The sequence below is a fragment of the Pseudomonas beijingensis genome, assembly GCF_030687295.1.
Classification (GTDB): Bacteria; Pseudomonadota; Gammaproteobacteria; order Pseudomonadales; family Pseudomonadaceae; genus Aquipseudomonas; species Aquipseudomonas beijingensis.
Genome location: NZ_CP117425.1, coordinates 2,533,857 through 2,546,770, shown reverse-complemented (window position 1 = coordinate 2,546,770; position 12,914 = coordinate 2,533,857). Strand labels below are relative to the sequence as shown.

Annotated in this window: 11 protein-coding genes, 3 tRNA genes and 2 pseudogenes; 11 read left to right on the top strand and 5 right to left on the bottom strand. The window is 55.7% G+C overall.

Annotated elements, in window-relative coordinates; translation table 11 throughout:
* Positions 1-16: 16 nt before the first annotated feature.
* Positions 17-493 carry an Lrp/AsnC family transcriptional regulator gene (locus PSH84_RS11565; protein ID WP_305470104.1) on the bottom strand — a complete coding sequence of 159 codons (477 nt, stop codon included), beginning with the start codon at positions 491-493 and terminating at the stop codon, positions 17-19.
* 145 nt (positions 494-638) lie between these two features.
* On the opposite strand from PSH84_RS11565, the pseudogene PSH84_RS11560 reads away from it, so the two are divergent.
* The 3 genes and pseudogenes from PSH84_RS11560 to PSH84_RS11555 all read left to right on the top strand — a co-directional run bounded on the left by PSH84_RS11560 (position 639) and on the right by PSH84_RS11555 (position 2,170).
* A pseudogene (locus PSH84_RS11560) lies at positions 639-1,267 on the top strand (LysE family translocator).
* Positions 1,268-1,543: 276 nt separating this feature from the next.
* Positions 1,544-1,624 (top strand): annotated as a pseudogene (locus PSH84_RS28755) (type II toxin-antitoxin system HicA family toxin); the annotation flags it as partial.
* 135 nt (positions 1,625-1,759) lie between these two features.
* A complete protein-coding gene (locus tag PSH84_RS11555) occupies positions 1,760-2,170 on the top strand; it encodes a type II toxin-antitoxin system HicB family antitoxin (RefSeq protein WP_305470102.1) in 411 nt (136 codons plus the stop codon).
* 124 nt (positions 2,171-2,294) lie between these two features.
* Here the strand turns inward: PSH84_RS11555 and PSH84_RS11550 are convergent, their stop codons facing one another.
* A complete protein-coding gene (locus tag PSH84_RS11550) occupies positions 2,295-2,441 on the bottom strand; it encodes a hypothetical protein (RefSeq protein ID WP_163006726.1) in 147 nt (48 codons plus the stop codon).
* Between the two features lie 689 nt (positions 2,442-3,130).
* Here PSH84_RS11550 and PSH84_RS11545 point away from each other — a divergent pair.
* From PSH84_RS11545 to PSH84_RS11515, 7 genes are all read left to right on the top strand, one after another.
* Positions 3,131-4,204, top strand: a complete 1,074-nt coding sequence (locus PSH84_RS11545; protein ID WP_305470100.1) for a 2-hydroxyacid dehydrogenase — start codon at positions 3,131-3,133, stop codon at positions 4,202-4,204.
* Positions 4,205-4,346: 142 nt separating this feature from the next.
* Positions 4,347-4,424 (top strand) — tRNA-Lys (locus PSH84_RS11540).
* 50 nt (positions 4,425-4,474) lie between these two features.
* A tRNA-Lys gene (locus PSH84_RS11535) sits at positions 4,475-4,552 on the top strand.
* 50 nt (positions 4,553-4,602) lie between these two features.
* A tRNA-Lys gene (locus tag PSH84_RS11530) sits at positions 4,603-4,680 on the top strand.
* Between the two features lie 105 nt (positions 4,681-4,785).
* Positions 4,786-6,168 (top strand): MATE family efflux transporter, encoded by a 1,383-nt coding sequence (locus PSH84_RS11525; RefSeq protein WP_305482934.1) that lies wholly within the window; start codon positions 4,786-4,788, stop codon positions 6,166-6,168.
* Between the two features lie 90 nt (positions 6,169-6,258).
* On the top strand, positions 6,259-8,088 hold the full coding sequence (locus PSH84_RS11520) for a hypothetical protein (protein ID WP_305482932.1): 1,830 nt from the start codon (positions 6,259-6,261) through the stop codon (positions 8,086-8,088).
* A gap of 153 nt (positions 8,089-8,241) precedes the next feature.
* Positions 8,242-8,646, top strand: coding sequence for a low affinity iron permease family protein (locus tag PSH84_RS11515; protein ID WP_122566764.1), 405 nt, complete (start codon positions 8,242-8,244; stop codon positions 8,644-8,646).
* A gap of 86 nt (positions 8,647-8,732) precedes the next feature.
* Here the strand turns inward: PSH84_RS11515 and PSH84_RS11510 are convergent, their stop codons facing one another.
* The 3 genes from PSH84_RS11510 to fos form a co-directional block, all read right to left on the bottom strand.
* Positions 8,733-9,236, bottom strand: coding sequence for a DUF4142 domain-containing protein (locus PSH84_RS11510; protein ID WP_163006772.1), 504 nt, complete (start codon positions 9,234-9,236; stop codon positions 8,733-8,735).
* Positions 9,237-9,486: 250 nt separating this feature from the next.
* The gene (locus tag PSH84_RS11505) at positions 9,487-10,836 is read right to left on the bottom strand and encodes a sensor domain-containing protein (protein ID WP_122566765.1); all 1,350 of its coding nucleotides are present in this window, start codon (positions 10,834-10,836) and stop codon (positions 9,487-9,489) included.
* Between the two features lie 166 nt (positions 10,837-11,002).
* Complete coding sequence (gene fos, locus PSH84_RS11500; RefSeq protein ID WP_305470093.1) at positions 11,003-11,419, bottom strand: fosfomycin resistance glutathione transferase; 417 nt, start codon at positions 11,417-11,419, stop codon at positions 11,003-11,005.
* A 257-nt stretch (positions 11,420-11,676) separates the two neighbouring features.
* On the opposite strand from fos, the gene PSH84_RS11495 reads away from it, so the two are divergent.
* Positions 11,677-12,912 carry an aminotransferase class I/II-fold pyridoxal phosphate-dependent enzyme gene (locus PSH84_RS11495; protein WP_305482930.1) on the top strand — a complete coding sequence of 412 codons (1,236 nt, stop codon included), beginning with the start codon at positions 11,677-11,679 and terminating at the stop codon, positions 12,910-12,912.
* The last annotated feature ends 2 nt before the right edge of the window (positions 12,913-12,914 follow it).

Here is a 12,914-nt window from a genome sequence, read left to right as displayed (position 1 = left end):
CGCCCTCAGTATCCAGTCAAGCACTCGGCAAATGCCCCAACGGCAACGCCCCCGGTGTCTTCACCGTATTAATCGCAAAATTGCTCCGGATATCGCTGATCCCGGGCAATTTCAACAACTGCCCCGTGACAAAACGGTCATAAGCCCGCAGGTCTGGCACCACGACTTGCAATAGAAAATCCGACTCGCCCGATACCAGGAACGCCGAGATCACTTCGGGCAATGCCGTCACTGCCTGGCGAAATGCTTCGGCTCGCTCGTCGTTGTGCCGTTCGACCTTGACGCCTACGAAGATTGTCAGCCCGAGGCCCACTTCGTCGCGGTCCAGGACGGCTTGGTAACCACGAATAACCCCCGCTTCTTCGAGCATCCGCACACGGCGCAGGCAGGGTGAGGGGGACAGGCCGATTTCTTCGGCCAGTTGCACGTTGCTCAGGCGGCCGTCGCGTTGCAGCGCGACGAGGATTTTGCGGTCGAAGGCATCCAGTTTCATGAGTTGGCATTTTCCGATTGAATGATGCAGATATTTGGCAGGTTATGCCAATTCTTGAAGCTTTAGAAGCCATCTTCGCAACCACCTGCCCTGCCCGTCAGCCATAGACTTGGCACTTGCGAATCGTTGATGAAAGGGGTGTGGCATGGCAGAGCTCGGGTTGTTTTTGATGGCGTTGACGGTGGCGTATCTGTTGCCCGGGCCGGACATGATCCTGCTGCTGCAAACCGGTGCCCGTCAGGGCAGGGGCGCGGCGCTGGCGACGGCAATGGGCCTGGGAGTTGCTCGGGGATGCCATGTTGCGTTGGCGGCGCTGGGACTTTCAGCGTTGTTCAAGACAGCGCCATGGACCTTTGATGCAGTGCGTCTGGCCGGGGGCTGCTTATTTGTTATGGATCGGTTTTCAATGCCTGCGGACCACCTTGTTGCCGAGTTTTGAAGGCGCCGCTGTCGAGGCCGGAAAGCGGCATTGGTGCCAGGCGATTCGGCGCGGGTTGCTGACAAATCTGCTCAATCCCAAGGCCTTGCTGTTTTGCTCAGTGTTATTGCCGCAATTTATCGATCCACAAGCTGGACCGGTGCTGGGGCAATTCGATCCTGGGCATGGTGCTGGTCGGCGTCGGCCTGTTGTTCGACAGCACCTACGCATTGGTGGGTGTCGCACTTGGACGCTGGCTCCAGCGATCGCCTTCGGCCCAGCGTGTACAGCAGTGGTTGTTTGGGAGTCTTTTGATTGGTTTTGCGATACGGCTGACGTTTGTGCAGCAGTCATAGCGACAGCAATTCGCAAGCGGCTCCTGGTATTTCAGCTATAAATCCAGGGCTGCTTCAGCCAGCGGGAGCAAGCTCCCTCGCCACTCACGCATTTGCACCCTGTTTCACATCCCGAAATAAACCCACCCCGCCCCTCTGCCGCCCTTGTGCGACACCGCTTCTAGACTTCGTTGCAATACCTGCCCGAGCCCACCCATGGCGTCCGTGGTGGTTATAGTGTTGATCATTTCTCTTCAGTAGGTATAGTACCCACCAAGCACGCCACACGGAGGTGTTGTGAATAGCCGATTTTTGATAAGCCAGATCATTGCAGACGGTTGGTATCTGGTGCGGGTTCGGGGCAGTCACCATCACTTCAAGCACCCTACCAAACCGGGATTGGTCACGGTTCCTCATCCGAAGAGGACCTGCTCAAGAAAACGGCCATCAGTATTTTGCAACAGGCGCTGCTTCAGCCGGCCCGTTGCGCGACGTTCCCGGAGGACGATGAATATGCTTTACCCGATTGCGATTTCCATGGGCGATGACAACCACGCCTGGGGTGTTGAAGTGCCAGATATTCCAGGATGTTTTTCCGCTGGCGACGACCTGGACGAAGCCATGGCGATGGCGCGTGAGGCTATCGAGGGTCACTTCGAGATTCTGGCTGAAGACGGCTCGCCGATTCCGCCGGCCAACACCGTCACCTTGCACGTAGCCAATCCGCAATATGCCGGTTGCACCTGGGCACTGGTGGATATCGATGTGACCAAATACCTGGGCAAGGCGCAGAAACTCAACATCACGTTGCCCGGCTACCTGCTCAACCGTATCGATGAGTATGTGTTGCACCATCCTGAAGAGAAGAGCCGCTCCGGCTTCCTGGCGTCGGCAGCGCTGAAGGTGTTGCAGCAGGGGCGGTGAGCAAGCGCTGACGAAACACGAACCTGTGGGAGCGAGCTTGCTCGCGATAGCGGTGTGTCAGCCACCCGTATAGTGCTGAGCCGACGCCATCGCGAGCAAGCTCCCACAGGGTTCAGCTAGACGACTATTTGTTCGTCTTTCCAGACTCCTGCATCTGCACCGAAGACTTGGTGCCATCGGTGTTGTCCTTGGTCTCGTTATCCGAGTTGTCGAAACAGCCTTGCAGGGCGAACAGGCAGCAGGCGAGGCAAAGGGTGCGGGTGGTACTCATGGTGTACTCCAATACTGAGGACTTTCAGCAGTGACCTGCGAAAGATCCAATGGTTGCGAATGACCATCGTGCCGAGCGAGGAATGGCGCGGATGTTTGTGACTTGCTATTTCACCACCTCGTTGTTGCCGCCCCCTCGACAGACCAATTCAACTTGATCACCTACGGGTGGTTCAATGTGTCGCGTATGGCACCGCTCAAGCGCCACGTCCCGCCCATGACGGGTTTGCGGCTCGAAAGGATGCCACCCTCCCTTCCCCGCCACTGGCTCAGCCGTCGCCGAATAATCGTTCATGGAAATAATTTGTTCAGCGTTGAAAAACAACGCAACAAAGGACTCCGTCCTGTCCAAAATAAACCAACTATTATATGAACAGATTGACGCGTTCATTCGCAGACCTTACCACCAACGACATTTAAACAAATATTCATCGGCGAACAACTTATCAAGCATAAAGATTTACAAAGGAAATTTGACACAAGGAACAAACCATCATTTCATATGGCGACTTACTTTCAAGACACTGAAAAATTCTCGAACAAGATAATGACCCCAATTAATTTCTGGCACAGCACGCACCAGATTAAAGAAGACACCTCTCATGTTGACACCTTTGTTTTCAGTCACTTGATTGCACCTTATTCTTATATTTCAAATTCACCTTCACAACACTACCCAAGGATATTGCCGTGTCAGAGCGAATTAAAGTAGTTATTTCCGGGGCTGATCGCCTGGCTCAAAACCAAATCTGCAAATTTAATTCATCGCATTACGATGTGGATCTGATCCATGAATCGTTTCCCGATCAGGCACGGCTTATCTCCGCAATCACCGACGCACATATTTATATTCAAGCTGGTGAGGAAATACTGACCGAAGAGGTCCTGCGGCACGCTGCCCAATTGCAGCTCGTGGCATGCCTGGCTACCGGGGCCGAGCATTTGGTCGATATTGATGCAGCAGATCGCCTCGGTATCTCGGTTACCAATACGCCAGGCTTGAAAGTGATGTACGACGCCATGGGCGAGTTTCTCGTGGGGCTGGTTATCGCGCTAAGAAGGAAATTGATCTACTTCCATACCGAACAAAAAAAAGGTCGTCTGCATGAAATGGATACTCCGCTTCTCAAGGATGCGGTGATCGGCATCATCGGTATGGGCAGGGTCGGCTCCCGCATTGCCCGAATAATGCACGATGGGTTCAAGTCCAGGATCGTCTACACCGCTAACTCGCAGAAACTCGACATAGAACGCGATATCCAGGCCCAACGACTGTCGATGGCCTCATTATTGGAAAGTAGTGACGTGGTGATTCTGGCCTGTCCGTACAACGACTCCACATTGGGCCTCATCGGAGAGCAGGAAATTGCCCTGATGAAATCCTCCGCCATGCTGATCAATACATCAGAGGCCTCGTTAGTTGATGGCCGGGCACTCTACAAGGCCCTGCTCGAGCAGAAAATTGCAGGGGCCGCGTTTGACGACAAGAACTGGGATATGCCACCACTCATCAAGAATGGCGAGGCGATCAACATGCCGATCGCCATGCTTGAGCTGCCTGATGACCGTTTCATCTGCACCCCCTATGTAGGAGCGTCGACCGCTGCCGTGTGGGATGAGATGGCAAGCGTGGCAATCAGCTCGGTAGTGAACTATCTCAAGCATGGAACAGATGAACATCTTTACAACCGGAACCTGGATATGGCCATGCATGCGCAACGTGCCAGCGCTGACTTATTCCACTCTGCGGTACTGGAAGGCTAGTGGCAGGAACAACGCAATAACGCAACTACGTCCGGAACGGACTTAAGCTACTTAAACTGGTGGAGTGAATTGGGATTTTACTCCTCTCCACCATTTTTACTCGGTCTCGGTTGCTTCGCATTCGAGAGGCAAGGCATGTAACGGGGGAGAACGCCCGGTGGCTTGGGCGCCAACTACTTAAGTTGGTAGTCGTGAGTTCGAGTCTCACTCTCCTCCACCAATTTTTATTCGATCGCGATTGCTTCGCGTTCGACAGGCAAGGCATGTAACGGGGGAGAACGCCCGGTGGCTTGGGCGCCAACTACTTAAGTTGGTAGTCGTGAGTTCGAGTCTCACTCTCCTCCACCATTTTTTATTCGATCGCGATTGCTTCGCGTTCGACAGGCAAGGCATGTAACGGGGGAGAACGCCCGGTGGCTTGGGCGCCAACTACTTAAGTTGGTAGTCGTGAGTTCGAGTCTCACTCTCCTCCACCAATTATCGGCAGTTCGGTTTGTTCAGCTCAGCGAGGGACAACTTGAACAGTTTGTAAGCACATTCGATCTTCTTGTCTGTGCTGACTTGAATGAAGGATGCAGGATATGCAGTGGGTTTCAGAGGGTCGGCGCATCATCAAAATTGCGGTACCACTTTCAATCGTCTATCTGATTGAGAGCATGATGGCATTCGTTGACTCCGTATTCATGGGCAGATTTCGTGCAGATGAAATTGCTGGCTATGGTTTAGGCGCTCGTATTGTTTTCGACACCGCTAATGTCATTTGCGTGTGCGTCATTGGCATGGTTGCGGTTTTTTCAGCCAAGTACGACGCCATTCAGAACAAACGAGCCGTGGAAGTGCATGTGCAACATGGTTTCTACATGTGCTTTCTACTTGGTCTCCCAGTCGTTCTGGTGACGTTGAATCTTGGCAGCTTGCTGCTTGCCTTCAATGTCGACCCAGCGGTGTCTTTCCAGGCTGATCAATACGCACAAGGCGCGGTCTACTCAATCTTGCCGTTAGCGTTGTTCTGCGTCCTGCGGGACCACTCGGCGGCGGTTTCCGACTTTTCGTCCATTTTCTACATCACGCTGTTTGCATGCGTATTTAAAGCGGTGATTTCCTACGCACTGATCCTAGGTGAGTTCGGTTTTCCGCGGCTGGGTGCATATGGTGCGGGGCTTTCAACCTCCTTGGTAAGCTGGGGAATGCTGGCTGCGGAGGTCGGACTCTACTCACTGAGCAACCGCAAATCCGCCAAGGCATACGCCATCTTCACAGGCTGGGCGGCACCTAAACTATCCCTGGTAAAAAAATACTTGGCGATGGGGTTGCCACTCTCTGCCACTAGCTTTGTCATTTCGCTGATGATCATCCTCCTTATGCTCTTTACAGAGAAGGTGGGCACATTGGAGTTGGCAGCGGCACAACTGGTGTTCTCCTATATCTTTCCAGTATACATGCTGGTTGAAGGGGTTCGTGAAGCCATTGCCATTCGTGTCGCTCAAGAGCATGCGCTGGATAACGTGCACAAAGTGCGAAAACTGACGGTGGTGGCATCCATGGTCGGCATGCTGGTCTTGTTGCCTTTTGCCCTTATCGTATTTTTCGATTCCACGTTGGTAGCTTCCATGTTCTTCGACGTCAAAGCCTCCTCGAACTCTGATCTTCTAACCCAGTTCAATCTGATTGTTTGCCTGGCGACACTGAGCATCGTCTTTGAGTGCGTCCAGATCATGCTGCTGGGCGCATTGAAGGGTTTGGAAGATACCAAGGTGCCCTTCCTTATCAATACCGCTACCGCCTGGTTGGTCGGCGTGGCCGGTGGATATCACTTGGCATTCAACATGGATCAAGGCGTAGTCGGTCTATGGGTGGCGCTGATCCTCAGTCATCTCCTTTCGTTGCTGATGCTGACGGTACGGCTGGCACTGGTCACAAAACCCAACAGTCCCTTACTGAGCGCAAGCCCTACACACGACTAGTCGCCATTTATCACGCCAGTCGAAGCAGGCCGAGAGGCTGATCATCAGAGCTTTTGCAACCATCACCGGTTGGTATGAGGGGAAATGCGTATGCGTGAAGTACTGGCTACTTACATCGACGCTTATGAAGTTGCAATCAACTGCCTTGAGCAGTTACATGGCGTCGAGCTTGCGACGGCGGTAGGTGAATTACTGTCGCGAATTGCCGCCTGCGATGATGTACTGGTCAACAATGTACTTAAGCATCATGGCCATGTACTTGAACTCAGCGCTGAGGAATGGGCGTGGTTCTTGCCCGGCATTCTTGAATTGGAACGCAACAGCGCCTTTGTCGCGGCGTATCTGATAGAAAAAATCCCGCTGCTCAAGCGTCACTTGGATATGCAGGCGTTCGTGGAGTTCCTGTTGGCCATCAAGGATCAATCTGCACGCGGCGTGTCCTGTCTGATCGGCACATCCGACTCCGCCTTGTGTGATGATCTGGAGTCGATCCTTGAGGCGGTAGGCGTGGCTTATTATCAGGCCGCCATGGGCTGCGTGCTACGCCACAAGGATGTACTAGGCCCTTGCTGCGCCCCTTTGCTCATCCATATCAAGCACTATCATCGGCACCTGCCCGCCACGGAGCTGGATGCGCTGGTGGCATTGGTTTGCGCCGTACACGCTCGTTACGGCAGTTTTGGTGCCGTTGCGTTGCTGGAAAATGCTGATGTGGTATTTGAACACCATAGTATTCAGACGGTACACAAACGTCTTGACGCGCTGTCAGACGGAAGTGTTGACTACTTCCATTACCTGTTGGTCAATGGTTTGCCGGAGGTTGGGGCGGTTCGTACCATCACCGCTTCGCTTGAGCAATTGAATGCAGCGAGTCTGATCTCGCATATCGATGCACCTGGGGTATTCGATGGCGGGCTGATCTCCGCGATTCTTTCCAATATAAATCTCATGGACCCGAAAACAATCGAAAACATGCGGTATCAGTTGGCGATTGATAATTTCAATAAATGGTTCGAACAGCAACACGCCTTTGCCAATGCCCGTAGGCATATCACCGATGCTTATGCTGGCGCTTGGTTTTTACCGTTCAACTATTGGGGCGGTGAAATGGGTATCGCCCGTTTCAGAACGCTGATCGGACAGGCGATAGACGCGACCTACGACAAAGTCGCCCGGCAAACCTTGGTGTACCGGAACAAATCATTGTTCGACCGACATGCCGAGTACACCGAAACCCGTTTGCAGTCAATAATAGATGCGGCCTTCCCCAGAGACAGCATTGGATCGCCAGAACCTGAAAATATTACAAGTATCAGAACCTTCCTTGACGATAAGGATTGGGAGGGTTTAAGGGAACGTCAATCAAGGCAGAGGGGGTTCATTAGTACCTGGAACAGAAATCCATGGCAGGACTACAGTCGCTCCGACGAGTTTTATTCTTGTACCGGTATCGGTGACTACGCGGTCAACAATGCCCCAGGATATTTGGTTGAACCAAATTTATGTCGCCTGTATGTCTGGTATCAAGGGCGGCGCATTGGCCGTATTAATCTGATTGCCGTGGCAGATGTCAAAGGTGTGCCCGGGCTATTGCTTGACGGCGTCGAAGGCGGCGGTCGCCTGCTGCAATCTGAAGAACGGCTGTTGGACATCTTGGACAGCGTTGGTGAATTCGCCAAGCGTTGTGGATTGAGCGCCTATTACATTAACTGCAAGGCGACCTACAACAATGTCCCAAAGCAGTTCATAGCCCAGGCGATTTTCCATATGGGGCTACCGGTGAAGCCTCGTTATCTGCGGCGCTTTTATCAAGGGATGGAAATCTATCAGGCGATGCCGCACGGACTCATACCGTTCTTCGAATCTTTCGGGAACAACCTGTCCGGTGTAGTTAGCTGCCTCAAAATAAAATTGGATTGAAGAGGGTGTTCAGAGGACCTGCGGCAGAAGCACTGGTTGCGACTGTCATCGCGCCGGACGATGAACGTGGGGGACCGGCTGAAATGTAAGTAGAATTTTCACCGCCTCGTTGCTGTCACACCAGACAGGTGCATCCAACAAGGAAACACGGCAATGACGTTCGCAAAAATCGCTCAAAAACTGGCCCTCTGGGCGGGGAGCCCCAAGACATTCCTGGGGGCCATCGTGTTGTTGGCGCTGTGGGCCGCCAGCGGACCTTTCTTCGGTTTCAACGACACCTGGCAATTGATCATCAATACTTCGACCACCATCATCACCTTCCTCATGGTGTTCCTGATCCAGAACACGCAGAACCGCGATACGGACATCTTGCATTTGAAAGTGGACGAATTGCTGCGGGCGACCAAGGAAGCACAGAATGCGATGCTCGGCCTCGAGTCGCTGGACCTCAAGCAACTGGAAGCGCTGAGAAAGCATTACCAGGCCATGGGCCAGGGCGAAGCCAAGAACCTTGAAGGTTTGGAAAAAGACAGCAAAGTGGACCTGAACCAGTGCTGAGGCAGATGCGCTGGAAGGCCCCCATCTAGCGGGCAAACATCAGCCGGGACGCGAACGTCCCGGCCCAGGATGCAACAACATGTGGATCAGCGGCTGGCCTGCAGTGCCCTGGCCATTTCGAGATGGGTCTGCAACTTGGGCAGGGTTTCGTCGGCGAAAGCCTTGATCTCCGGCACTTCGGTGGTCTGAGCCTGCTGCTGGATCTGCGCGATGGCCTCCTCGGTGGCCTTGACCTGGCTGGCGGCATACGCGGCTTCGAACGACTCGCCTTCCTTGACCTGCGGCATCAGGGTCTTGGCCTTGTCAGCCACCTCCTCCCGGGGGGCGACAGGCAAGTCGAGCTTCTTGGCGATCTTCGCCAGATGTTGATTAGCGGTGGTGCGGTCGTTGATCACCATGATGGTGTAGTCCTTGACCTCCCTGGATTCGGCTTTTCCGTGGGCCATGCGACTGGCCTCGATATCGGCCATGCCTTTGGCTGAAGCATCGTTGATGAATTCGGCAGGCGATTGGGCCCAGGCACTGTTGGCACCCAGACCCATCAACACGATGACACTGGTGGTGCGAAAGAAGCTGGCCATACGGCTCATAGTCGCGCCCTCCTCTGATAAAAGTTCTGACGGGTTCCCGCCTCTGAATCAGAACCACCCGATTTCGCTTTCCGCTGAGTAGCTGTCGACAGCCGCGAGAGTGGTTCTCCTACTTCTGCGACCCACTTCAAACCTCTTCGTTCGATCATGGACGATGTTTCCGGCGAGCGGAGCCCGCCTGACATCTGAAAAGGACAACGCTTGAAAGGTTGAAAAAGACTTTGGCGCCGCGACGAACGGCGACGCGCTATCAGATGCCGAATGCCCTGTGATTGTGACGCTTGGCCGCGTACATCGCCTCGTCGGCGTGGCGAAACAGCGCGACATCTTCAGTGCCATGCTCGGGGAAGCAGGCCACGCCGATGCTCGGTTCGATGCTCAGACAGTGCCCGTCCAGACGCAGCGGCTGGGCCAGTGCATGGCGGATTTTTTCCTGCACGCGATGGGCATCCTCCAAGGCCTGGATGCTGTGCAGCAAGACTACGAACTCGTCTCCGCCAATGCGCGCCACGGTGTCGGTGTCGCGAATACAGCCCTTGATACGATTGGCCACCGCCTGTAACAGCATGTCGCCCACGCCGTGGCCATAGGTGTCGTTGACCTGTTTGAAACGGTCCAGGTCGATATACAGCAAGGCCATGCGCCCGGACGCAGCGCGGGCAGTCGCCAGTGCGCACTTGAACCGTTCACGGAGCAATTCGCGGTTGGGCACCTGGGTCAACTGATCGTACTGAGCCATGTGCTGCAAGCGGGCGTGCAACTGCTTGCGCTCGATGGCGATGGTGATCTGTACGCAGACGTACTGCAGCAGTTCCTTGTCCTGTTCGGTGTAGCGCTCGTTGTCCGGCGCACTCTTGACGATCAACGCGCCAATCGTGCCGCTCTGTGAGTTCAGCGGCACGCCCAGCCAACACGGCGCGTCCGGCTGCGCCACCAGGTCGTCGAACCCCGCTGGCAACTGGCTGCAACCGGGCGTCAGGAGGATCGGCTGGCCACTGCGAATCACCTCGGCGCACAAACGCCCTGTGACCGTGCCCGGCAATTCGGGCTGCCCTTCCCGATCATCGACGTGATAGGGGAAGTTCAACTGCGAACATTGTTCGTCATACAGCGCCACCGAAAAATTCAGCGCCGGCAGCCACTCGCCAATAATCAGGTGGATGCGCTTGAACAGCGCCAGCAAGTCGGCCGCGGCATGGGCCGCCTCGGAAATCGCATACAACGCCGCCTGGCGGGACTCGGCCTGCTTGCGTTCGGTGATGTCCCGGGCCACGGCAATGCGCAGTTGGTCCACCGGCGACCAGCGTGCCGACCACAGGATGTGCACCACCCGCCCGTCCTTGCGCAGGTAGCGGTTCTCGAAATTGAGTTTGGGCTCGCCCTCCATGATCTCCCGCGCCGCCTCGAGGGTTCGCTGGCGGTCGGCAGGGTGTACCAGATCGATCATTGGCTGACCGATCAATTCTTGCGGGGTGTAACCAAAAATGCGCTCGCAGGCGGCACTGACAAACACGAAACGCCCTTGACCGTCGACGGCACATACGGCGTCCAGCAGAAGGTCGATGTAGCTGGCCAGCGGCGCGGAACTTGAAGTGTCCATGGGGCTGGTGGTCATCCGGGTAATGCAGCGGTGAGCGAAGCGGGTGATCGTCAGTTCGTGACGCCGATACAACGAGCGAGACCGACGCGCCCCCGATATCGATGAGGATAGCGCAGGCGATCAGAGTGCAGAGGATCAAACGCCTACTCGATTCGACGCCGCCCCATCACCGCGCGGTAAAAAACCTCATGCCAGCATACGGTGCCTGCCGACAGGCCTTCAACCGCGACGCCAGGTCACCCACATGGACCTCCAGCTTGTGCCCGTCCGGGTCGAGAAAGTAGAACGAATCACCCTCGCTGCGGTTGTCTCGCCACGATGACACCTGGGCCGCTTTCAGCCGCGCCACCAGCAGCGGGAAATGCTCGGCGCTGGTACTGAATGCGTAATGGGTATAGTCCGCGCTCGGCTCAGTCCTGCGCAACGGGTCGAAAGACAGGCACAACCACAGCTCCGGCAGCGACAAATACGCCCCGCTGTTCCATTTGGCCTCAAGACGCAACTGCAAGAGTTCGCCATAGAAAGCCACGCTGCGATCCAGGTCGGTGACCGCAAGGGTCAGATGATTGAGGCCAGAGAGCATCAGCAAGCAACCTTCAGAAAAGAGTGATAACCCAGCGGGCTTGGGGCAAAACCTGGGTGCTCCCAAGCTCCGACAGCGCCGATGGATTCCCCGGCCAGGGTCCTAGGCAAAGTCCTACGTGGAAATCTCCAGTGACACTCAAACACGCCGGAAACAGCCGATTCAAAGCCCTGCACAACAATCTGTAAAGTCTGGAAACACACCGCTATCGAAACACCCCACGGACAGCACCATCAACCAAGGAATGTAATCGCGCCATGGACCAGACTGCTCAACCACCTCATTACTTCACCAACTACCGCAAGCTCATTTCCCTTGCTGACCTGGATTGGCAGGGCACCGAAGCCGGAAAAATCTCAGGGCTGAATGTCGAGGTCAAGACACCCAATGTACTGGTCGATCAATACGGTCGGACGTTTCATCACTTCTGCACCACGTCCTACCTGGGCCTGGACTATCACCCCGCGTTGCTGGACGGCGCCATGACCGCCCTATGGGAAGCCGGGACCTTGCGGGTCGCCAACTCAAGGAATCGCTGCAAGCTGGCGATCCTGGAGCAGTACGAAAGCCAATTGTCGGAGCTGTTTGGCGCCAGTTGCCTCAGTGCCCTGTCGTGCAGTGCGGCGAGCGCCGGGATCCTGCCGCTGCTGGCCAGCGGCGCATTCACTCAAAATCGCGCGCCCGTCATGGTGTTCGACAAACATGCCCATTATTCGATGAACCACAGCAAGGCCGCCTGCGCCGACGAAACCCAGGTTATCACCTGCCCGCACAACGACATGGACTTCATCGAAGACGTGTGCAAACGCCAGCGCGAGGTGGCGTATGTGGCCGACGGCGCCTACAGCATGGGCGGGATGGCTGACCTGGACAGCCTGATGTACCTCAAGCAGCGCTATGGCCTGTTTCTTTACCTGGACGATTCCCACGCCCTGTCTGCCGTCGGGGAATCCGGCGCTGGTCTGGTCCGTTCGCGCATCCCGGCGGTGGACGAGCGCACCCTGATCGTGGCCTCGTTGGCCAAGTCATTCGGCGCCAGTGGCGGGCTGGTCATGTTTGGCTGTGAGCGGCACAAGGCTCTGGTGCAGCGCTACGGTGGGCCGAGCAATTGGTCCCAGAGCCTGGACGCCGCGGCCATTGGCGCCGGCATGGCGTCGATCCGCCTGCACCGCAGCCGGGAATTCAGTGCATTGCAGGCGCGTTTACAAGCTAATATCCGCCTCTTCGACAGCCTCGTGCGGACCGGACAGCGCGGCACCCCCATGGCGATCCGCATGGTGCCTTGCGGTGAAGCGACCCTGGCCAACAGCCTGGCGGTCGAACTGGCCGAACTGGGGTATTTCACCTCGGCGGTGTTTTTTCCCGTGGTGCCGCAAGGCAAGGCCGCCATTCGCATTACCCTGCGCGCCGACATGGAGCCGGACGTGATTCGCTCGTTTTGCGAACAGATCACCGAACTGCTGCTGACCCACGGGCGTGACCTTCGCCCTTGAGA